This window comes from Weissella viridescens, assembly GCF_003862435.1.
GTDB lineage: Bacteria > Bacillota > Bacilli > Lactobacillales > Lactobacillaceae > Weissella > Weissella viridescens_A.
The window spans coordinates 387767-408986 of record NZ_RHGY01000001.1; the positions used below are offsets into that span (position 1 = coordinate 387767).

21 protein-coding genes are annotated in these 21220 nt (G+C 39.2%); 13 read left to right on the forward strand and 8 right to left on the reverse strand.

Going from position 1 to position 21220, the window contains the following annotated elements:
• Positions 1-13 precede the first annotated feature (13 nt).
• Positions 14-625 carry a TetR/AcrR family transcriptional regulator gene (locus tag D3P96_RS01980; protein ID WP_124942717.1) on the forward strand — a complete coding sequence of 204 codons (612 nt, stop codon included), beginning with the start codon at positions 14-16 and terminating at the stop codon, positions 623-625.
• A 31-nt stretch (positions 626-656) separates the two neighbouring features.
• Here D3P96_RS01980 and D3P96_RS01985 read toward each other — a convergent pair whose 3' ends face one another.
• The 3 genes from D3P96_RS01985 to D3P96_RS01995 form a co-directional block, all read right to left on the reverse strand.
• Positions 657-1475, reverse strand: a complete 819-nt coding sequence (locus tag D3P96_RS01985; protein WP_124942718.1) for a TraX family protein — start codon at positions 1473-1475, stop codon at positions 657-659.
• Between the two features lie 110 nt (positions 1476-1585).
• On the reverse strand, positions 1586-2911 hold the full coding sequence (locus D3P96_RS01990; RefSeq protein WP_124942719.1) for a hypothetical protein: 1326 nt from the start codon (positions 2909-2911) through the stop codon (positions 1586-1588).
• A gap of 139 nt (positions 2912-3050) precedes the next feature.
• A complete protein-coding gene (locus D3P96_RS01995) occupies positions 3051-4361 on the reverse strand; it encodes a DUF1254 domain-containing protein (RefSeq protein WP_124942720.1) in 1311 nt (436 codons plus the stop codon).
• A 306-nt stretch (positions 4362-4667) separates the two neighbouring features.
• On the opposite strand from D3P96_RS01995, the gene D3P96_RS02000 reads away from it, so the two are divergent.
• From D3P96_RS02000 to D3P96_RS02015, 4 genes are all read left to right on the forward strand, one after another.
• A complete protein-coding gene (locus D3P96_RS02000; protein WP_124942721.1) occupies positions 4668-5006 on the forward strand; it encodes a hypothetical protein in 339 nt (112 codons plus the stop codon).
• Between the two features lie 24 nt (positions 5007-5030).
• On the forward strand, positions 5031-5816 hold the full coding sequence (locus D3P96_RS02005; RefSeq protein WP_124942722.1) for a glucose 1-dehydrogenase: 786 nt from the start codon (positions 5031-5033) through the stop codon (positions 5814-5816).
• 259 nt (positions 5817-6075) lie between these two features.
• A complete protein-coding gene (locus tag D3P96_RS02010) occupies positions 6076-6660 on the forward strand; it encodes a hypothetical protein (protein ID WP_124942723.1) in 585 nt (194 codons plus the stop codon).
• A gap of 35 nt (positions 6661-6695) precedes the next feature.
• On the forward strand, positions 6696-7238 hold the full coding sequence (locus D3P96_RS02015) for an SA1002 family membrane protein (protein ID WP_124942724.1): 543 nt from the start codon (positions 6696-6698) through the stop codon (positions 7236-7238).
• Positions 7239-7284: 46 nt separating this feature from the next.
• On the opposite strand, the gene D3P96_RS02020 is transcribed toward D3P96_RS02015, so the two are convergent.
• The gene (locus tag D3P96_RS02020; RefSeq protein WP_185696056.1) at positions 7285-7866 is read right to left on the reverse strand and encodes a YczE/YyaS/YitT family protein; all 582 of its coding nucleotides are present in this window, start codon (positions 7864-7866) and stop codon (positions 7285-7287) included.
• Positions 7867-8111: 245 nt separating this feature from the next.
• On the opposite strand from D3P96_RS02020, the gene D3P96_RS02025 reads away from it, so the two are divergent.
• Positions 8112-8456: a YisL family protein gene (locus tag D3P96_RS02025; protein ID WP_124942726.1), complete on the forward strand. Its 345-nt coding sequence runs from the start codon at positions 8112-8114 to the stop codon at positions 8454-8456.
• A gap of 54 nt (positions 8457-8510) precedes the next feature.
• Here the strand turns inward: D3P96_RS02025 and D3P96_RS02030 are convergent, their stop codons facing one another.
• Complete coding sequence (locus D3P96_RS02030; RefSeq protein ID WP_124942727.1) at positions 8511-9296, reverse strand: sulfite exporter TauE/SafE family protein; 786 nt, start codon at positions 9294-9296, stop codon at positions 8511-8513.
• A 73-nt stretch (positions 9297-9369) separates the two neighbouring features.
• Positions 9370-10623 carry a peptidoglycan bridge formation glycyltransferase FemA/FemB family protein gene (locus D3P96_RS02035; protein ID WP_124942728.1) on the reverse strand — a complete coding sequence of 418 codons (1254 nt, stop codon included), beginning with the start codon at positions 10621-10623 and terminating at the stop codon, positions 9370-9372.
• 314 nt (positions 10624-10937) lie between these two features.
• Between D3P96_RS02035 and D3P96_RS02040 the strand changes: the two genes are divergently transcribed.
• The 3 genes from D3P96_RS02040 (at position 10938) to D3P96_RS02050 (ending at position 16684) form a co-directional block, all read left to right on the forward strand.
• Positions 10938-12188 (forward strand): peptidoglycan bridge formation glycyltransferase FemA/FemB family protein, encoded by a 1251-nt coding sequence (locus tag D3P96_RS02040; protein WP_124942729.1) that lies wholly within the window; start codon positions 10938-10940, stop codon positions 12186-12188.
• Between the two features lie 250 nt (positions 12189-12438).
• Positions 12439-13638: a cation:proton antiporter gene (locus D3P96_RS02045; protein ID WP_124942730.1), complete on the forward strand. Its 1200-nt coding sequence runs from the start codon at positions 12439-12441 to the stop codon at positions 13636-13638.
• A gap of 367 nt (positions 13639-14005) precedes the next feature.
• Positions 14006-16684: a phage tail tip lysozyme gene (locus D3P96_RS02050; protein WP_124942731.1), complete on the forward strand. Its 2679-nt coding sequence runs from the start codon at positions 14006-14008 to the stop codon at positions 16682-16684.
• A gap of 29 nt (positions 16685-16713) precedes the next feature.
• Here the strand turns inward: D3P96_RS02050 and D3P96_RS02055 are convergent, their stop codons facing one another.
• Together D3P96_RS02055 and D3P96_RS02060 are read right to left on the reverse strand one after the other, a co-directional pair.
• The gene (locus tag D3P96_RS02055) at positions 16714-17151 is read right to left on the reverse strand and encodes a threonine/serine exporter family protein (protein WP_124942732.1); all 438 of its coding nucleotides are present in this window, start codon (positions 17149-17151) and stop codon (positions 16714-16716) included.
• On the reverse strand, positions 17151-17894 hold the full coding sequence (locus D3P96_RS02060; RefSeq protein WP_124942733.1) for a threonine/serine ThrE exporter family protein: 744 nt from the start codon (positions 17892-17894) through the stop codon (positions 17151-17153). Before D3P96_RS02060 ends, D3P96_RS02055 begins: the two co-directional genes overlap by 1 nt.
• 144 nt (positions 17895-18038) lie before the next feature.
• Between D3P96_RS02060 and D3P96_RS02065 the strand changes: the two genes are divergently transcribed.
• From D3P96_RS02065 to D3P96_RS02080, 4 genes are all read left to right on the forward strand, one after another.
• On the forward strand, positions 18039-18554 hold the full coding sequence (locus D3P96_RS02065) for a DUF1836 domain-containing protein (protein ID WP_124942734.1): 516 nt from the start codon (positions 18039-18041) through the stop codon (positions 18552-18554).
• Between the two features lie 117 nt (positions 18555-18671).
• Positions 18672-19472 (forward strand): LicD family protein, encoded by an 801-nt coding sequence (locus tag D3P96_RS02070; RefSeq protein ID WP_185696057.1) that lies wholly within the window; start codon positions 18672-18674, stop codon positions 19470-19472.
• Positions 19472-20179 carry an IspD/TarI family cytidylyltransferase gene (locus tag D3P96_RS02075; RefSeq protein WP_124942736.1) on the forward strand — a complete coding sequence of 236 codons (708 nt, stop codon included), beginning with the start codon at positions 19472-19474 and terminating at the stop codon, positions 20177-20179. Before D3P96_RS02070 ends, D3P96_RS02075 begins: the two co-directional genes overlap by 1 nt.
• Positions 20172-21197 (forward strand): alcohol dehydrogenase catalytic domain-containing protein, encoded by a 1026-nt coding sequence (locus tag D3P96_RS02080; RefSeq protein ID WP_124942737.1) that lies wholly within the window; start codon positions 20172-20174, stop codon positions 21195-21197. The genes D3P96_RS02075 and D3P96_RS02080 overlap by 8 nt, the downstream gene beginning before the upstream one ends.
• Positions 21198-21220 lie beyond the last annotated feature (23 nt).

Here is a 21220-nt window from a genome sequence, read left to right on the forward strand (position 1 = left end):
ATGAGGGAAATAAATGACTGAACCAAAACAGACTGAGCGCCGAACCAAAACCGCATTGCTGAACGATGTTTATCAAGCAGCGTTAGTGCTTGGGAATGAGTTAGGTTATAATCGGATCACATTTAGTGAGATTTCTAAACGAGCTAATGTGACCCGAGCAACTCTTTATCGACATTGGCAAAGTCCATTTGGGCTACTTTATGCAGCTGTGCAATATTATTCTGAGTCTCACCCTAATCAGGTCCAACCTAGTGATTTTGAACAGCAGAGTTTGCGCCAAAATTTAATTACAGCATTGATGCGTTTTGAAAGTTCATTTCGTTCGGTACCTAATCCAGATAGTTTTATGGCTTACTTTGTGAGCGAAATTGTTAAAGATGTTCCTGAAAATCGTGAAATTCTAGCCGAATTGAAAACGACAAACCGCTATTATATGAATTTAATTATTGATGTCGCCTTGGCGAAACAAGAATTACAACAACGCCCATCAGATTTTCTATTGAACTTACCAATGGAGACATTAATTTACCAAATGGGGGTCAATCACCAACGGATAAGTGAAAAATTGGTCACAATGATTGTTGATCAAATGCTGATACCAACTTTTGAAAGCCAAGCAAAATAAAAGCCGTCACGTGAGTGTGACGGCTTTTATTTTAGAAGACATGAATGAAATCATAGATAATATAAATGATCGCTAAGTGAGCGGGGTAGAAGTAATAGAAGAAATTCTTATCCCACTTTGATCCGTTACCACCGCGTTGACCATTGTAAAGTCCAATTAAGGGGACAGCCAAAATCATCATGAATTCAGATGAGAATGTGAGATAGCTATAAAGACTCTCGTTAGGTAACTGCATTTGATAATAAGTGAAGATTGACTTTCCCAGCAGTAGGAGTGAGAAAAGTAAGATGAATGACATCACCCATTTTTTTTGATTATGTGAAAAGTAGCAGACCAATACAATTGGAAGAAGATAGACGCCACCTTCAACCATTAGGGTTAGGACCATCAGTGCACCAATTGGCAACAATAATGTTAATTTAATCAGAAGATGTTCTTGTTGCCGTAAAATGTCAATGAGCCAGATGACTGAGAACATTAAGGCTAGGGTGATGAAAATATTGTGACCACTTAAAAATAGTAAAAAGAAGCTAAATTTATGGGTAAATGTGTCAAAGGCTGCGCCAGTAAGAACATTTTGAAGGGTATTCATGATAACCATCACGCTGGCACCTAGCGTTAAACGCGTTAAATATTTACGACGACTGTGTGTATAAAAGAAACCTTCAACGAGCAAGAAAGTAAAGAGGGGTGCGACGAAGCGTCCTAAAAAGCTAAACCAATCGGGTGTCACTTCAGGAAAGTAACTATGTATATGGTCAATTAACATAAAAAAAGCGGCGATAAATTTTAATTGTGTTCCCGTTAAAGAAAAACGTGAGGTTGGCGTTAGGGGTGTTTGAGTATGCATTTTATTATTCCTTGTCAGTTATTATATTCAAAATAGTATTATAGATAATCTCATGAATGAGGTCAAGTACAAAATAAAAAAAGGACTACGATTTCGCGTAGTCCTTTTGATTAAGCTTGGCTAACTGCTTCTAAGATAGCAATGGCAGTATCAATTTGTTCAGACATTAAGTCCATATTTGGTTGTGTGAATGGAAGTGGTTCGAGGAATAACCATTCAGGCATAGTGATGGTCGCCATGTTTGGAATTCCGCGCTTGAAAATTGGCATACCTTCACCAAAGTACGCTACATGGGTTGGATCAACAAAACTAATGTCATCCTTGCCATCAAATGCTTGCAACTTGTCCGTTAAGATTTGCTTAATCGTGTCATCGGTATGGACATAAACGTAGTCTTCTTGAACATTCGTGGTCTTAACAAAATGATGATTCTCATCATCATAAAGGTGCAAACAACCTAGATGTTCCAAAGTTAAGGCGAATTTTGCCTTTAGGTGATGGTCTTTTCCGTCCCACAATTCAGGGAATTGGTCTAGCCAACGACCGGTGGCTTTGGCGTCATTCGGTCCCATTTGTCGTTGTTGAAAATGACCGCTTACAAAAGCCACAATTAACGTTTGTGGGAAAGTTGTTTGTGAGTCTTTTAAGTACTTCAATACCGTTAACAACGCAACTGGACCATTTTCTTCAACTGCGTTTGGCCCATCGGTGTGGGTGGTTAGCAAGAGCGACTCATTGTTAGAGGCATCGGTTCCAGGAATTTTCACAAAAAAGCTTTCAGTTGCTTTATGCTCAACATAGTTTCCAGTTAGCGTAAGTGTCACTGGTGTTGCAGCGTCAGCGAGAGCTTGCAACGCTGGGATTTGGTCTTCATTGGTCCAGACTGCAGGGATATCCATAAATTCATTTTGGAAGGGGAGAATTTCTTTACCAGCCAATTCAGGACTAAGGTTTTTCCAGATAAATAGTCCGCCAACTGCCCCCTTAGCTTTGGCAGTTTCCAAGGCCTTGATTGCGATGCCAGAAATGTTCATGGGATGCATAATCTGTTCTGAATTGAATGGCACCACCCCCTCAGCAATAACATCTAAGATAAAGATGGGAATCTTACCAGAAACATCTTGGGAAACAGTTGTATCGGCAAACACAAGGGGCGCAGTAACACCTGTATCAGGTGTAAGACCTGAATATGGGAAATATGATGAGAGAGGAAGCTCTTGATCGACGGTTCTTAAATGATAGTCATTTGCTTCCCAAAAATTTAGGTAATGAATATCAGATGTCACTTGATAATCTAACTTTTGGATTTCATCTTTTAACCAATTAATTGATGCAATGTGCGTATCATTCGCAGTTAAGCGAGGTCCATAGGTATTTAAATGGTTTTGCCATTGGTTAAGTTGTTCTTTTAAAGCGGGGGTATTTTCAATCGTCATTTTTCTACCTAACTTTGTATTGTTTTGTTTTGATTATAGCAAATGCATCGTAAATATACGACTTTCTGATTAAGTTATAWTTGTAAAATATGGCATATAAAAAAACGTCCCAACTGAAAGGGACGTTTTTTAGTAGTAATTAGATTTTCTTGATAGCTGGGAAGTGATAATTACCATTAATCACATCTTCAGTTGGCAAGTAGACACGTAGAACTGGACGGAAGTCAGCATCTGGTGAAGGTAACCAGTTTGAATCATCCTTTGGTTCTTCATGTGAAATACGAATCGTAAGGCCGCCATCAGCATCATACTTGATTCCCTTGGTGCGATCACCGATTGAATAACGATCGATAGGGTTAGCAACAAGTGTGAAACCGGTTGTGTTGTACATGGTTACTGACCAGAAAGCGTTAGTTGGTGGTGTTTGTTCGAAATGAACTTCGTAATCGTTACTTCCGTTCAATTGGTTATTGTCTGAATCAAGGTAGATTGGTAGATAAACAGCTTCAAATCCTTGATTTCCCCATAGACCACCAAGGGCTGCAGCAGCACGAATTAAGTTTGCCTCGACAAGCTCCTTTTCATTACTGTGTGGCAACTTCCATTCGTCTGTATCCAATGAACCAAGTTCAAAGTAATCGAAGTTATAATCGAAGACGTGGAAGTCTTTTTGCCAACCATTTTCGATTGGGAATGGCACGTTTTCAAGGAGGTGCTTAATTTGACCTTGCCCCGTCTTTGGTGCATCTAGCAAAGCTTGTTTTGCTTCCTCTGAAATCTTACCGTCGAAAATACCAAGCTTGCTGTACTTGTCTACTAATGGCTGGTAACGCTCAGCGTATGGGCTTTCATCAAAGTAAGCTTTGAACTTATTCCAAAAGGCCAAATCAGATGAAGTATCAACTGATGGGATACCAGACACTTTGGCGTCTTTGTCCATTTGAGAGAGGTGCAAATTAGCTTGTAAGGCCTTAACGTTTTGAAGGTCAGCTTCATCCGTCACGGCAATACGACCAACAATTTCCATGAAACGTGTTGGTGAAGTGATTTGTGTGTAACCTTCAGGTAAGTCACCCTTATAGTCAGCAGGTGTAATAACGAACTTTCCACCATTACCACCGATTGAACGCTGTCCAATGTAGGCAAAATTGTTTGTCCATGCATCCACAAATTGGAAAACATAGTAACGGTCGCCCATTTCAGGAATTTCCAATAGCAGTGGACCAGCACTTAAATCAATTTGGGCATTGTTATAAACAGTATCATTGTTAGTTGTAACGAACTTATCACTGGCATCTGTTAGCTTTTGACCATAGCTGAATTGGTTATAAGGAACGGCTGGCAAAACACCAAACCCTTCTTCAACAGACTTTTTAATCTGATCAAGGTTATAAACCAAAGGAACAGCGAAAACGTACGCTTCTGCTGCTAAATCTTGTAAGTCACTCATATTAATATACCTCCGAGGGGTTGGATTCACTTGAGTTGTTGAGATTATAACACTTAAACTTTTAATGAACAAAAAAATATTATAAAAAATGGCAATTTTCTGTGAATTTTGCTAAAATGAGGGCGTAAGGTATCATTGATAGAGTGACCTTTTCAAGGTGTTTAACTCGTTTTATTATTTATTTTTGTTTTCTTCTCAGAAAGTAATATGTTTGCAATATTAGAAACGTTTATGTTATATTAGTTTCAAGCAAGTACGTAAGGTATTTGCAGGGAAGCAGAAATTTGAATTCGGAGGGTACTATTCATGAAACCTTTACTATTAGTTGGTAAGGAAAATGCAACGACTTTGTTGACGAAGTACTACGGCGAAGCAAAGCCTGAAAAGTCTGAGCATCGTGGGCGCGCTCGTAAAGCATTCGAAGCGCTTGAAAAGGTTCCAGATTATTCAATCGTTTTGATCTACGAAGATGAAGATGGTAAGATGCAAGCCTTGGTCAAGAATATCACTGAAAAGTTTGATAAGTTGATTAAGACATCATTCTCAAGTAACTCAAATGAGTTCATCAACAATTTGCTGAATGTTGGTAAGTTGATTGATCCAGATAATGAAGACATCTACGAAGCTTTTAAAGTTGAAGCCTAAATTATAAAAATAGGAGAGTATTGTATGTATACTGATTTACAAGGAAAGACAGCCGTCGTAACTGGCGGAACAACTGGTTTGGGACTTGCGATTGTTACACGTTACCTTGAAGAAGGTATGAACGTTGTGGCTGATTACGTTGGTGAACTACGTGTTACCGATGAAATTAAGGCATTGCAAGACAAGTATGATAAGAAGTTTGTAACGTTCCAAGCGGACGTTTCTAACGAAGAACAAGTTGCTGCTTTAGCTAAGGCCGCAACTGACAACTTCTCATCAATCGATGTTTGGGTTAACAATGCTGGAATCGAAAAGGCATTCGCAACTGCAGACATGCCATACGAAGAATGGCAAAAGGTTATTGATGTTAACTTGGGTGGAGTATTCTTGGGAACGCGTGAAGCACTTCGCGACTTCGAGAAGAACTTCAAGAAGGGTAGCATCATCAACATGTCATCTGTTCACCAACAAATTCCTTGGCCAACATTTGCACACTATGCTGCCTCAAAGGGTGGAACAAAGATGTTCACAGAAACTGTTGCCTTGGAATACGCTGAAAAGGGTATCCGTGTAAACAACATCTGTCCTGGTGCCATTGATACACCAATCAATGCTGCTAAGTTTGCTGATCCTGTTCAAAAGATGCAAACACAAAGCATGGTTCCAATGGGTGAAATTGGTAAGCCTGAATATGTTGCCGATGCAGCTGCTTTCTTGGCTTCAGAACAAGCTCACTACATTACTGGTACTTCATTGGCTGTCGACGGTGGTATGGAATTGTACCCTGCCTTCCAACACGGTGCTGGCTAAAATTAAATTTAACCAAAAAGGCTCAACTTCGGTTGGGCCTTTTTTTTATTATACGAAATGCATTCTAGTGGAGTGAGTACTCACTTAGCACTCACTGATTAACTATGCGAAAACACTTCAAAAAAGTAATGGAATAGTGTATAATAAGTTTCCATATATTATTAATACGTTATTGTTACACCTTTAATTTGGCGGAATTTGACAATATTATATTTTTATATAAGTGTGTTGTATGAAGTCGAAACTTAAAGAGGTATCTATGAATTTTATTGTATTATTAAATCTCATTATCGCATTACTTTCTGCAAGTGTTATTTTTATTACGCGAGCAATTGTGTGGCGCCGTGTGTTGGAAGTTAATCGTAATCAAATTCGTGAAATGACCTTGGTGGCGTTTCTAAAAAAGTATCATTTTAATCCAAAAGAAAGCATTGATCGAGAGATGTTGAATCAGCTCATTAATGAGATAAATGACAATGACTTTGGTCATGTTTTGGATGATTTGACGCAACAAGCAAAGGTTGTACTAGATACTCAAGTAAGCCAGGCTGAGCAACAAAAAAGATATCAAAAAATGGTAGCAACTTTTAACATCATAAAGAAGCGCTTTAAAAAATCAATGACGCGTGGGGAGTTATTTATTTTTGATCTAAGACGTGTTGCCAGTTTAACACTTGCATTTGCCCTCTTGATGCTATTGTCGAATTATATTTGGATTCAACAATCGGGGATCATTTTTAATTATCGTGGTGTTTTCTTAGGTGCCTGTGGTTGTATTTTGATAGGCTTAATGATGGTAATAGTGTTCTTTTTGATTGAAATGGTGAAGAACTTAATCTACTAGGACTGTCATCATCTGAAAAGTGATAGGAGTTAGTTATGTCAGGAAATCTTATTGTGAATATCATCATCATTTCAGTTTTATTTTTGCTGATTGGATTCTTATGCGCTCGTTATCGTGATCGATTTTTGTTTGTAAAGGCGGGTTTTGCGTTTATTGCGATGTTATTGAGTTCAACGGTGGCTGTATTTATGGCAGGCTTCTTAGCACATGCAGGTATTGTTAAGCTTCTACACTATAATATGGATATTTTTGTTTTCGGAATCGTCACGTTATTAATTGGTGGTAGTCTTAACTTTCTGTTTATCTTGAAAGTTAAGTTATTTACGCAACGTAGTCAAACTATGTTGATGTTAACGGAGTATTATATCCAATGGGTTACTTTATTTTTTACCTTGTATCAATTTTTCACTGGGTCACATCGCACAATGATGGCCATTAAGGAAATTGATTTAAGTTCAAAAGTGATTAATGTTGATATCTTGAATATTGCTGTTTTGCCAGTTTTGCTAGTTGCATGGATTTCAATTGCCATGATGAAAGTTTACATTACTGAACATAACGATCGTATCCATAACTAAACAAAAAACAGGTTAACTCATAAGAGTTAACCTGTTTTTTGGTGTTTTAATGTGTGCGTGGTGCGATGTGGTGCTTATACATTGGTGTCTTTTTAAGTAATCGACGCCAATTGGAGATGAAAATCCCGTTACAAGTAGCACAGACAAGCGTTCCGATTCCAATGGGTCCATGGAAGTAGAAGGCTAGCACTGCCACAATGATGTCTTGAGTTAAACGGACATAACGATAACGAATATGTCGATTGTCTGAAATGATTGGAGCCACACTATCATAGGGGGACTTACCTAAATCAGATAACATTTCAAAGCTTGTCCCAAGCGAGAACAATGCCACACCGATAGTCAGTGCCAAAATCATTGTCCAAACATTTTGTGAAAGATGGAGCGGCTTTAGCAATGGTGAAATATACTGGATCAAAAATCCTGTTGAGACCATACCTAGTAGGGTACCGATTCCAATATCTGACTTACGCTTCCAAAAGACAAAGAGCAGGAAGAAGCCGTTGACAAAGATGTGAATGATTCCTAATTGTACGTTGAACGTTGTTGAGAGCCCAAGCGTAAAGGAAGTGAATGGATCAACCCCTAAATGGGCTTCACGCAAAATTGATGAACCAGTCGCGTGCACAGTCAGACCAATGAAAAGGCATAAGAGCCGGTAAAATAGTCGTGAATTAATTCTCATAAATAAGCGATACCTTTCATTGAAAACGCCACTTACTAATTACGCAATAACAGACGTTACATAAAATATATATGAGATTTATTATAAACTATCTTTTATGAATAATAAATACTCATTAAATTTATTGGTTAAATAGGATACAATGAGTTGAGACATTAAAAATGTACGTTAAAGGAGAATGGATTAAGATGGTTTTTTTATGGATTCATTTAATCACATGGTTGGTATTGTTGGTTGTTGTTAGCGCGGCCTTATTCACATCAAATCAAAAATTAAGCAAGATTAATATGATGATTGCACGAGTGGGCTACTTGTTCGCCATTGGGAGTGGGGCGATGTTGGTACCTTATGCCTATGATGAACATCCTATTTTAACGATTGTTAAAGTGATTCTGGCAGTCGCTTTGATTGGCCTGATTGAAATGGCGTTTGCACGTAAGCGACGCCAAACATTAAATACACGGGTTGCACTCATTATTATCCTGCTCATTTTAATTGTTGGATTATTTGGGATTTACCTGGTTAAGCTTTAAGTAAATAAAAGCAGCGTTCGACATTTGGTTTCCGAACGCTGCTTTTTATTTGTTTTATATTAATTGTGACAAGTTGTAGATGTTAAGTAAGATGATACCAGAAACCATCACAATAAATAATTTTTGAATCAAGCGATTAGGTAATTTCTTAGCTAGGGCGGATCCAAGTAAGCCACCAATAATGGCGGCAGGGATAATGTAAATTAATAAATCAGTTTTATACCCATGGAACCCGTGGGTTTTTAGACCAAGCGTCAATAAATTGGTTGCCTGGGAGAAAAAAATGATAACCAATGAGTATAAGTTTGCTGATTTAATCGGCGTGCTAAACAAAAAGACGAGTAAAGCGGTATTCATCGGACCACCACCAATGCTTAAACCACTTGAAATGGTTCCTAAGAAGAGACCAGAAAAGAAATAGTAGTATGGTTTCTTAATAGAAAGGTTTTTATGAGGCCAGAGGCTATTGATTAGAATAATCAATAGCACAGCAATCGTAATGACGGTTTGACCAATGGACACTTCTTTTGATGATGAAGAATATTTAATGAAGGCTTGTAAGATTTCAGAGCCAAGTAGGCCACCTAAGATTGAACCAGCAGCTAAAACGAGACTCGTCTTTTTATTAATCTTAATGCCAGCGTGACTTTGACGATAGATAGACACAATCGACATGGTCAAAACCGCCACGGTTGAGAAGAAGTTAATATTATTTAAACTGTCATGATTAATAAAATCCATGGCAGGTTTGATAATAATGCCACCACCCATACCAGAGACAGCCCCAAGCGTATTCGCAAAAATGATGATTAAAATGTAAATAATAGTTGTTGATGACATAAGGCACCTCTTGCATCAGAACTAGGCATCAAGGCCAACGGGTTGATGCCTAATAAGGGAGGGTGGGTGTTCTTTAGTCAGATCCCTTAAGATTCTTAGCTAAGCGATATAACTTGTACTTAAGTCCTTGAACTGGACGATCGAAGGTCCCAACCTTTTGCTCGACATGACCACTGAATTTAGTTTTGAAATTCATGACCCCATCTGATCCGTCAAAACGACCATCAATCCCGAGGAAATTGTAACGATTGATGCCCAAGTCATGGGTCATTTGAATCATATAATCTTGAATTTGGTGTGGTCCATAGAATTCACCATATTCCTCATAAGATCCAGAGAAGAGATAGTCGACTTCTTGAGGCGTAATCATGAATTGAGCCCCCGCTAATACAAGAACATCACCTTGCTTTTCTGCTTGAAGCGCAGTGATTTCAGTACGACGTTTCGTTTGATTATCACGTTGCTTATTCAAATCAGGCAATTGCTTGTTGATACGACCGGCATTACCACCATTAGCTAACTTTTCTTCCAATTCAGCAATCTTACGGTTTAATTCAGCTAATTTTTCATCGATAGCAGCGATGTATTCAGAGAAGTGGAGTTCGGCCACCACAAATTTGACGCGTTCACCAAAATCATCATAGGTGGTTTGGAAATAATCTAAATCTTTAGTGTGGAAGTTCCGGCGAATACTAGTGTCATCCAAAATTTGTTTAAAGAGTGGCAATTCATCGCGTGATAATTCACGAACATGCACACCATTTGCTTGCTTCTTAAGTGCTTGCTTAACGATTTTATGATAAGACTTATGAATATCTTCAGTACTCATGCCCGTTAGGTCTTTTACATATTGCCAAGGAACCGCTTGCGTATCGGTCATACCATAGCGGAATGGTTCGTGGGTATACCCTAGAGTAGCCATCTTATTCATGACGGTTTCATCTGGATCCGTGATGGGAGTTCCATCATCCGTGAATGTTTGATAAACAGTATTGGGTGAAACTGTAATGAACATAATATTGTGTTGCTTGGCATAATTTTGTAGTTCAGTAAAGAAAGTATCAATCAAGGTGTCATTATGCCAGTCATTAACAACCGGACCATATTCCAAGTTATACTTATTTCCCAATTTAACATGTTGGAGCGTTAGTAATGAGCCAATTAAAATGTTGTTGTCATCATCAACTAAACCTAAAATCATCGGGTTGTGGGTGCGGTGCTTTAACAATTCATATTGTTGCTCACTTTGCGTAAAACTAGCTTCGACATTTTGGTCAACAAAGGCATTCCAATCATCCAAACGTGTGGATAAATCAACAAATTTCATAAGTTTGTCTCCTTATAATTCTGGTTCGTATTTTGAGTTATTTTATTTTTAAAGATAATAATGAAATATATCATATTTTACTATAGTATAATTGTGTATTTTTCACAAAGCCTTTTGTCCGATTATAAATGAAATTTAAATGAATAATTGCGTCATAGGCAGGAATCATGGGGCTTCATTGGCTATAAAAATATGTTAAAATGATTGACGACGCATACATGTTGGAATAATGATAGGGAAAGCCTGTCGCGTTAAGCATGGTGAATGCCAGCATGTCGCTACCAATATCAAATTGATAAGGATACGCATATAATATGAAGAAATTAGAATTTGTGGAACTACCTCCCGCGGAGTGGGCGCTGTTTGAACATGAACAGGCGAATGGTGGAATGTTACAATCAGTTGAACAATTTGCGCTATTGCAGGACCGTGGCGCGAACGTTAAGATCTTAGGCCTAAAGCGCAATGGTGAGTTGGTTGCTGGTGCCGTAGTCACTTTAAACCAAATTCGCGGTGGTAAGGAAATTTTGATCAATCATGGACCAGTGCTTGATTATGAAGATAATGGGCTCTTACATACGTATTTGGAACATTTGAAAGAATATGCTAAGCCTTTGGGTGGTTTGTATATTAAATTCTCACCCAACGAAGCATATCAAATTTTTGATAACGAGGGGAATGGTGTAGGTTTACCAGATGAAGACCTGCTTAACCATATTGAAAAGATAGGCGCTATTCACTTACCTTTTGATAAAGGGATGACAGCCACAAATGTGCCAAGTTGGATTTACGAAAAAGACTTGCAAACATTAACTGAAGACACATTAACAGCCAGCTATGCGCCTGACGTGAAATACTATTTGAAGAAAACCCAGCAATTCGGTGTGAAGTTACGTGAATTGGGTCGCGATGAATTGCCTGAATTTAAAGCTTTAACGGAAGATACGGCGAAGCGCGTGGGGTTTGCGGATAAGCCATTAGAATTCTATCAATTCTTTTATGACAACTATGGCGATCGTGCACATTATGTCGTGGCTGAAATCAATTTTGTGGATTACATCAATAATGAAAATGATGTGATTGCGAAGTTAGATGAAAAGCTAACGACACTACAAGAGCGTTTAGCTGTTAAAGAAACTAAGAAAAACCGCGGTCAATTTAATGAATTTACCGATCAAAAACAACAACACAAGAAGCGTATTCAAAAGATTGTGGACATGTTTGGTGATCAGGTGCCAACCACTGATGTGATTGTTGCAGGTGCGTTGTTCGTCGAACAACCACAAGAAATGTCATATCTCTATTCAGGGATGTATGAGCAATATAAAGAATTCTTTGGACCTTATCTGATTCAAGATACAATGATGCGTAAAGCTATTGCGGCAGGTTTGCCAAAGTATAATTTCTTAGGAATTTCAGGTGACTTTGATGGGACAGATGGTGTCTTTAAATTCAAAAAGGAATTTAATGGTCAACCAGTTCAAATGTTAGGTGAATTTGAATATCCAATTCGACACCTTAAACATAAAATGTACAAGTCGCTCAAGCGCGTCTTGAATCGTTAATAAAAAGGCTTCGACCGATATGTCGAGGTCTTTTTTCAATGAAGAAAATAGGTCAGTTACACCACCGATTGACTTACTTAAAGTTAAAAAAACTGAATAATATTAGCTTTTAGCATTACTTAGTAAGTAAATACATGTTAATATAGTATTAGAGAAATATTATTTGTAATTTAAATTTTACGATGTGAAGTTGTAAGTTTATTAAAAGTGAACAGTTAAGTTTTGATCTACATAAATAGGAGGTAGTTATATGAGTGAAATGGGCATGATTGCCATTATGTTATTAACAGCGTTACTTTCAGGAACGTTGTTTAGAAAAATGGGGTTACCATCGGTTGTTGGACAGTTGGTAGCAGGTGTGATTGTTGGTCCAGCCGTGTTGAATTGGGTTAAGCCAACGAATCACATTGAATTTTTAGCTGAAATTGGGGTAATGACCCTGATGTTTATCGCAGGTTTGGAAAGTGATCTGCGTTTGCTAAAACGTTATTTAATTCCAGCCGTATCAGTGGCTTTCTTCGGAGCATTATTGCCGGTGGGGGCCTTCTACTGGTTTGGAACAACGATTTTACATGAATCAGTTACCATGTCGATTTTCTTTGGTATTGTCTTTGCAGCGATGTCAACGTCAATAACAGTCGATGTGTTAAAAGAATATAAGCGATTAAAGACTAAGAATGGACAAACAATCTTAGGAGCTGCCATTTTTGATGATGTGTTTGCGATTAGTTTGCTGTCAGTTTTCCTTGTTTTTGCCACAAAGGGAGCGACAACGGGTGGCCACGGTGGCTCATCCCACGGTATCGCCGTTACCTTATTGCTTCAAGTTGCCTTCTTTATCCTCGCCTTCTCAATTATCCGTTGGGTTGCTACGCCGGTAATGCACTGGTTTGAAAAACTTGATTTCCCTTACAGCGAAATATTAGGTGCGTTCATCATGCTGTTTAGTTTGGCAAGTTTAGCTGAACTCTTTGGCCTTTCAGCAATTATTGGTACTTTCTTTTCAGGGGTGGCCATTGCTGAAACTAAGGTGGCACATAAAGTTGAAAATGCCGCCAATGTCGTATCATATACCTTCTTTATCCCAATTTTCCTGGTGTCAGTTGGCTTGAACGTGAAATTTGACAGTATTATGGATTATCTCCCAATGATTATCTTCGGAACGGTGATTGCCATCCTTTCAAAGGTTATCGGAAGTGGCTTTGGTGCCAAGTTAACGGGGTATAGTTGGCTTGACTCAGCGATTATTGGTACCGGAACCGTCCCACGTGGTGAGTTCTCAATTGTTATTGCGCAAATGGGACTCGCCGCAGGCGTGATTGATGATGAAGCACAAGGGATGTTGTTAATCATTATCATCTTGGCAACCATCATTGGTCCATTGATGTTACGTTATTTGTTTAAGTTTGATCATTCAAATGAAAAACATCCAAGCAAATCTAAAGCTTAAAAGTAATCAATTTAAAGAGCTATTTTTGGTCGACGACCAAGAATAGCTTTTTTTATCCAAATACTAAAAATAGATATTTCTTCACACTTTTTGATGTTTTTTGTGCGTTATTTATTGATTAATTAAATTTTTAGCTTGCCTAATGGGGTACAAATAACGGAAAATGATTTTCATAAAGTTCTAATATAGTCGTGATAAGCCTAAAGCTAAGCGCGATTTTGTTACTAATCTTAAATGATTGACGTTGTGAAATTTATACGGTAAAATTAAGAATGTTAAGAAAAGTTTATGAAATTAAAGAAATGTAAAGAATTTAAAAAATAACCCAAAACAGTTATGTTAAACAAGATTATCAGAGGATTGATTTATGACACGTATGAAAATGTATAAGAGTGGAAAGTTCTGGGTCAGCTCAGCGGTTACTGCATTAGGTGCAACCGGTGCCCTCCTTGGTGGAACAAGTACGCAGGCACACGCTGATGCTGCGACTGATAGCCAAGTTACACAAGCTTCTGATCAGCAAAAGACGGTTAAGGCACCATCAGCTGCGGATGTACAAGCGCAAATTTCTGCAGCAATGAACACGAATCCAACAAATGTACAAATGGATACGGATACAACGGCACCAGTTAGTGAGGCTGAAAAGACAGCAATTGCGGATGAGAAGCAAACAGTGGCTGAAGTAGCAACGCCAACAAACCAGCAATCCGAAGTCACACAAAATGAAACTACCGCTGCACCTGACCAAGTGGTGGAAACCCCTGAAGTGAATGGAAGCGATGCACAGGATAAGACGCCGCAAGTGCCAGTTGACCAAGAGCATCATGATGATGTAACAATCACGACACCTAAGACTGATCAAGTGACGCCAGAAGTAGCACCTAAAGCAGAAGTTACAGCACCAAAGACCGACGTAACCCCTGATCAAAAAGATGGCACAAACAAGTCAACGAGTGATGCACCTACTCAAGATTCAAAGGATACATCAAATAAAACAACGAATGATCAATCTGATCAAAACAAAAAGACGGTGCCAACTGAAAAATCAGTTTCAGACAAACAAATGGCCCCTAAAGTGGTAGCGCCAAAGGTGGGTAACAAAGCAGTTGCCACGCCAAAGCAGGCAGTCAAACCAACCACTGTTTTGACTGCCAAGGCTAAGCCAGTTAAAGCAGCACAAAACTACAATTATTCAGCAACGCAAAAGGCAAACGCGGAATTCTTGTACCGTTATTTCTCAGCCCGCGGATGGACACGTAGTGCCATTGCTGGAATGCTTGGAAATATGACAGTTGAAAGTTATTTGTTACCTGATATCACTGAAATTGGAGGAGGGGGTGGCTATGGCTTAGTACAATGGACGCCAGCAAGTAAGTTAATTAATTGGTGTAATGCCAATGGATTAAACTACCGTACATTGACTGGTCAAGCCGCACGTATTCAATATGAAATGACAAATGGCATTCAATTCTATCCATCATATACAAGCAGTATGACGGCAGCACAATATATGAAGAGTAACGCCTCGGCGTACACGCTGGCAATCGTTTTCTTGGCTAACTATGAACGCCCGTATGATAGTAACCAACCTGAGCGTGGTAATATTGCGATGTACTGGTATAACTATCTTGGTACCATTAATTTGTCTGGCAACAACAATCAGCCAACGCCAAAGCCTACCCCAAATCCACAAGCCAAGAATGGTTATGTATGGGAGGGGTCAAACCTCTACTATTACAATAATGGGACTAAGGTCAGTGGATTGCGCTCTTATGGTCAAAATGGTCTTGAGTACTACAACCCAACCACAAAGGCTCAAGTTCGTAATCAACAGGTTCGTATCGGAACCGCCGTTTATTATTTCAACGGTGAGGGAGATGCCATCACTGGTTTCCGTAAGTTTGGTAAAAATTCAGTAGAGTACTATGCCCAAAATCATAAGCGTGTTGCAAACACCTACGTGCAAACAGGTCAAACATATTACTACATGGATGGTAATGGACAAGCAATTTCTGGATTACGTCGTTACAGTAAGTCTGGGTTGGAATACTATAACCCAACAACTCGTTTACAAACGCGCAATAACTATGCCAAGGTAGGCAACAACTTCTATTACTTCAATGGTGAAGGAGATGCCGTTAATGGTTTCCGTAAATATGGTAAGAATGGTTTGGAGTATTACAATCCAACAACACAAATTCAAACCCGTAATAATTATGTCCAATCAGGTAAAAATGTTTATTACTTTAATGGTGAAGGGGATGCCGTAAGTGGTTTCCGTAAATATGGTAAGAACGGTTTGGAATACTACAATCCAACGACCCATATCCAACAACGTAATAATTATGTGCAATCGGGCAAGAATTTTTATTACTTTAACGGTGAAGGAGATGCCGTAAGTGGTTTCCGTAAATATGGTAAGAACGGTTTGGAATACTACAATCCAACAACCCATATCCAACAACGTAATAATTATGTGCAATCTGGTAAGAATTTGTACTACTTTAATGCTAATGGAGATGCTGTCACGGGTCTTCGTAAGTATGGTAAGAATAAGTTAGAGTATTACGATCCTAAAACACACATTCAAGCGCGGAATAAGGCAATTACCATTGGTAAGCAAAGCTATTACTTTGGTGGTAATGGGGATGCCGTTTCAGGAACGGTTAATCGAAATGGTAAAATTGAATTTTACAACCCATCAAACTATACCCGTCGTACGACACCTGGCTATGTTAAGCAAGGAAACACGTATGTATTCCTCGATAACAAGGGTTATGGTGTGACTGGCCTACGTCGTTATGGTAAGAATGGCTTAGAATATTACTCACCAAAGACTGGCCTACAAGTACGTAATGGGTATGTCAATGTAAAGGGTGTTGTCTATTACTTTAATCGTGAAGGGGATGCCATTAATGGTGTTCGGAACTTAGGTAAGGGTTATATTGAATACTATGTTAATCATGCACGTGTTCAAAACAAAACCTTAAAGGTTAACGGTGTTATGTATCGTTTCGATGCTAACGGTCGTGGTAAGCGTATCTAAAAAAGGCCTCGTCTTTTGACGAGGCTTTTTTAGTGCTTTGGGAATGTTAATTTGAATAGTATTTCGCCAACAATGAAACCAACGGCTAAGGCGGTGGCTACGAGCAAGACAGAGATGATTTCTGATCCTGCTTGTTGATTGCCTAATGTGAGATTTTTCATACCCATGGCTGCCATGCCTCCTGGCACGAGTGAAACGAGACTGGGGATATAAATCATGGTTACCGGTGTTTGATACTTTTGTGCAAATACGTTGCCTAAGTAACCAATGACAATTGTGGCAATTAGATTCTGCCACACAATATGTTGGGAATATAACCCAAAGATACAATAAGCCATCCAAGAGACAGCCCCAGTGATGCCGGCAGGTAATAATGCACGACGCGGGATGTTGGTTAATAAACCAAACCCAAACGAAGAAATGAAACCAAATCCAGTTTCAACGACTAGTTTAATGAGTGCTTGCATTAGTGACATACCTCGATTGCTAAAATCACACCAAAGGCAATGGCGCCAGCGACGAAAAACGCGTATGTCATCCGCACGATTCCAGAAATAATTTCTTTAGCAATAATTTCACGGATGGCATTGGTAATAGCAACACCGGGAACAAGGGGCATCAGGGAACTAATAATAATGTTATACAGATTATCACCCAGATTAAATTTCACCAGGAGACTCGCAAGCAGTCCAATGGTAAAGCCACCAATGACTTCAGAAATATACGGGAAATCATAGTAGCTTGTAATTTTTTTACTGAAAATAAATGCCGTGAGTCCCACGAAGAAACTCAAAAAGAGATCCGTCCAAGTTGCCTTAAAAACAAGCATGGGTGCCATTGAAACGAGGCCAGCTCCGAATACTTGTAATGTAAAGGGCGTCTGTGTGACGGTCTGATCTAGATTTTTGATGGCCTGGTTAAATTGATTGAAATTAATCTTTTGTTGGGTGAAATCCCGGGAAAGTTGATTGATGGCATCAACTTTTTTTAAATCATAACCACCCATTTTAGGTTTAATGAATAGGGTGTCGGTTGATTCATTAATTGTGATGAAAATAGCGGTAAGGGTGGAATAACAGACAATCGGTGTCTGAGCAGCTTTCCCAATATGTTCAATGGTATTTTCGATGCGAAACGTTTCGGCGCCACTATTTAGTAGAAGGTTACCGACCTGACTACATGTGGCTAAGAGTTCTTTTTCAGTTGGCATAATTGATATCCATTTCTATGAGGAGTTAGCAATTAACAATAAGTGTATTATAACCTGATTTAAGCGGTGTTCGTTAAAAAATTGAGTTTCCAACGTCAATCAGGTAATATCTAGTTATGAAGACTAGCTAACGAAAGGGATTATATGACAAATACACAGTTAAAGAATTGGGATGATTTTCAATTGCCCCGATGGGAGATGTTGCCTGGCATTGATTTATATTTAGATCAAGTGATTGAACTCATTAATGGCTACTTAGCCCCAATCACCCCAGCTGATGAAAAGAAAATTTTGACGGCATCGATGCTGAACAACTATGTTAAACAGGATTTGATGCCAGCACCTGTAAAAAAGAAATATTCACGTCAACATCTTGTGTTTTTAATTGTGATTACATTGATGAAGCAAACGTTTACCTTGAGTGAAATTAAAAGTGTTTTGAACGAAGCGTTAGCGCATCAATCGATTAAGGCATTTTATGATGACTTTTGTGAAAAGCAAGAGAAAGCCCTACACTTTGTCGAACATTTCCAACCAGGAGCTGGAGAAATGGTCGAACCAACCCCAGATGCGCAATTAGAAGAATTGGTTACAATGGCGATTTCAACGAGTTTGTATAGTAAACAATTAATTGCAAATTTGATTGGTACCGAAGATTAGAGACCAGGCAGTCGGTAAGCCCACACGTTTTATTTGGAAGGGGTTCAAGCAACTGGTATAATAAGGAGACGGGTTGCTAAAGCAACAGTCAGACAAATGACTAAGGAGCCAAGAACCATGGTAGAACGCTTAACAACAGAAACTGTCCATGACGTGATGCGCGCAATGCTAAACGATGTGGCGACTTTCGCAAACACCCATGATCTAAAGCTGTTTTTATTAGGTGGCACGTTACTGGGAAGTGTTCGAGATGGTGCATTGATTCCATGGGATGATGATGTCGACGTTGGCTTTGCTCGTAAAGACTATGATCGCTTTATGGCAACTTATCAGCCAAGTAACCCACGATTTGAGTTACTGACAGAGACTAATCCGCAAAATCTAGTGCCTTATTTACGGGTTGTTGATCGACAAACGCAAGCTGAATCGGATTATTATGAGCAGACTCATGGTATTTTTATTGATATTTTTCCGATTGATGCCTTTAATAAGAAGCCATGGCAATTAAAATGTTTTTTTGTTAAGCAAAAGGGACTAAACATTTTACGAAACGTGGGTCGTTCAACAGGTCGATATCCAGCTGATGCAAAACTTGTCGGTTTGAAACGCTGTTTGAAAGCGGTATTCCCGCATTTATCAGCACATCGTGTCGCTCGATTACAAAGTAAAATGGCACGCAAGTTTGCGCAAGGTACCCAACATCCAACCCAAGCAGGTGTTCTGAATGGAATGTATGGACCTAAAGAAATCTTTCCAGTTTCGATGTGGCAAAATGCCCATCAAGTCACTTTTGAAGGGATGCCAGTCTGGCAACCAAATGCTGCTGATCAGTATTTGACGCAATTCTTTGGTAATTGGCGTCAACCAGTAAAGAATATCGATAAACATGGAAGCTTTTATCTAAAGGAGAAGAATTAATGATATATGCACAAGTAATGGCTGGTGGTATTGGAAGTCGTATGGGACACACAGAGCGTCCAAAGCAATTTTTAACGTTAGTTGACCGCCCAATTATCATCCACACCTTGGAAAAGTTCATCTTGATTTCTGAATTTGACAAGATTATCGTGTCAATTCACCCACAATGGGTTCAATATGCCAAGGATTTGATTGCTAAGTATATTGATGATGACCGCATTGTCGTCATTGAAGGTGGATCTGAGCGTAATGATACGGTCATGAATGCTATTAACTATATTCAAGAAAACTTTGGTAAGCATGATGATGATGTATTAGTCATGCACGATGCTGTCCGTCCGTTTGTGACACGTCGCATTATTATGGATAATATTCGTTTGTCTGAAAAGTACAAAGCTGTCGATACAGCCATTGGTGCGACTGATACAATCGTACGTGTCGTTGATGGTGAGGTGGTAGAAATTCCAGTACGTTCATATATGTATCAAGGACAAACACCACAAACGATTAATGTGAATGCATTCCAAGAACAATATTTACAAATGTCAGAAGAAGAGCAACGTGAATTGAGTGATTCAGCTAAGGTTATGCTTTTGGCTGGTTATCAAGTGGGTGTTGCCGACGGTGAAGAAAGCAACATGAAGATTACACGTCCATACGATTTGCGAATTGCAAATGCTATTGCGAAAGAGGATAGTGATGTTTAATAATGTCTATCGCTTAACTGGTGTGCGCCAGATTGAGCAGGTAACAACCACCGTGGATTCAGCGGATCCACAAAGTGTGATTGTCCGTCCGACCTTAATGTCAATTTGTCGAGCCGACGAACGCTACTACACGGGAACCCGTGATAAAAAAGTTTTAGCAGAACGTTTACCAATGGCGCTGATTCATGAAGCGGTTGGCGTGGTCGTCCGCGATAATACGGGGACTTTTGCCTCAGGAACCCATGTGGCAATGGTCCCAACCAATCCTCATGGTTACGACGAATTAGTTTCAGAAAATTACCTTAAATCTTCAACGTTTAGTTCATCAACGACTGACGGTTTCATGCGTGAATATGTTTTTATCAAACCTGAAAATTTGGTTGAAATTCCACAAGGCGCGCAAGGGGACATGGACGCTTTTATCGAAGTCATTACCGTGGCCATTCAAGCTGTGCGCCGTTTGAAGGAATCAATGATTCCGCGTGATCGTCGCATTGGTATCTGGGGGGATGGCAACGTGGCCTACATTACGGCTGTGGTTGCGAAGGAAGAATTCCCTGATGCTGAAATTGTGGTTTTGGGAAAGCATTCTGAAAAACTGGACTACATCAGTTTTGCTGAAACGATGTTAATTGATGAAGTGCCAGAAGACTATATGTTTGACCAAGCGATTGAAGCTGTCGGTGGTATGGGTTCTGAATCCGCCATTGATCAAATTATTGCACATTTAAATCCACGTGGAGCCCTTGTCCTTTCAGGAGTTTCAGAAGACAAGGTGGCGATTAACACGCGCATGGTCCTTGAAAAGGGCTTAGACCTTGTGGGGACCACCCGTTCAACGCGTTCGGATTTTGAACATGCCATTCATTTGTTGACTGACAATGAAGCCGTTCAAGATCGACTTGGTTTGCTTGTTCAAAATATTAAGCCAATAAATAAAATTACGGATATTACTGAAGCTTTTGACGAAGATCTCAACATGAGTTGGGGAAAAACGGTCATGAAGTGGAATATGTAATCAAAAGCCCACATGCGCGCATG

Bases quoted from the DNA above. Each gene is read 5' to 3' on its own strand.
- D3P96_RS01990 (WP_124942719.1), bottom strand. From the start codon at position 2,911: ATGACGATTGAAAATACCCCCGCTTTAAAAGAACAACTTAACCAATGG.
- D3P96_RS02040 (WP_124942729.1), top strand. From the start codon at position 10,938: ATGAAGAAATTAGAATTTGTGGAACTACCTCCCGCGGAGTGGGCGCTG.
- D3P96_RS01995 (WP_124942720.1), bottom strand. From the start codon at position 4,361: ATGAGTGACTTACAAGATTTAGCAGCAGAAGCGTACGTTTTCGCTGTT.
- D3P96_RS02055 (WP_124942732.1), bottom strand. From the start codon at position 17,151: ATGCAAGCACTCATTAAACTAGTCGTTGAAACTGGATTTGGTTTCATT.
- D3P96_RS02015 (WP_124942724.1), top strand. From the start codon at position 6,696: ATGTCAGGAAATCTTATTGTGAATATCATCATCATTTCAGTTTTATTT.
- D3P96_RS02000 (WP_124942721.1), top strand. From the start codon at position 4,668: ATGAAACCTTTACTATTAGTTGGTAAGGAAAATGCAACGACTTTGTTG.
- D3P96_RS02070 (WP_185696057.1), top strand. From the start codon at position 18,672: ATGGTAGAACGCTTAACAACAGAAACTGTCCATGACGTGATGCGCGCA.
- D3P96_RS02060 (WP_124942733.1), bottom strand. From the start codon at position 17,894: ATGCCAACTGAAAAAGAACTCTTAGCCACATGTAGTCAGGTCGGTAAC.
- D3P96_RS02050 (WP_124942731.1), top strand. From the start codon at position 14,006: ATGACACGTATGAAAATGTATAAGAGTGGAAAGTTCTGGGTCAGCTCA.
- D3P96_RS02010 (WP_124942723.1), top strand. From the start codon at position 6,076: ATGAATTTTATTGTATTATTAAATCTCATTATCGCATTACTTTCTGCA.
- D3P96_RS02080 (WP_124942737.1), top strand. From the start codon at position 20,172: ATGTTTAATAATGTCTATCGCTTAACTGGTGTGCGCCAGATTGAGCAG.
- D3P96_RS02065 (WP_124942734.1), top strand. From the start codon at position 18,039: ATGACAAATACACAGTTAAAGAATTGGGATGATTTTCAATTGCCCCGA.
- D3P96_RS02030 (WP_124942727.1), bottom strand. From the start codon at position 9,296: ATGTCATCAACAACTATTATTTACATTTTAATCATCATTTTTGCGAAT.
- D3P96_RS01980 (WP_124942717.1), top strand. From the start codon at position 14: ATGACTGAACCAAAACAGACTGAGCGCCGAACCAAAACCGCATTGCTG.
- D3P96_RS02075 (WP_124942736.1), top strand. From the start codon at position 19,472: ATGATATATGCACAAGTAATGGCTGGTGGTATTGGAAGTCGTATGGGA.
- D3P96_RS02025 (WP_124942726.1), top strand. From the start codon at position 8,112: ATGGTTTTTTTATGGATTCATTTAATCACATGGTTGGTATTGTTGGTT.
- D3P96_RS02035 (WP_124942728.1), bottom strand. From the start codon at position 10,623: ATGAAATTTGTTGATTTATCCACACGTTTGGATGATTGGAATGCCTTT.
- D3P96_RS02045 (WP_124942730.1), top strand. From the start codon at position 12,439: ATGAGTGAAATGGGCATGATTGCCATTATGTTATTAACAGCGTTACTT.
- D3P96_RS01985 (WP_124942718.1), bottom strand. From the start codon at position 1,475: ATGCATACTCAAACACCCCTAACGCCAACCTCACGTTTTTCTTTAACG.
- D3P96_RS02005 (WP_124942722.1), top strand. From the start codon at position 5,031: ATGTATACTGATTTACAAGGAAAGACAGCCGTCGTAACTGGCGGAACA.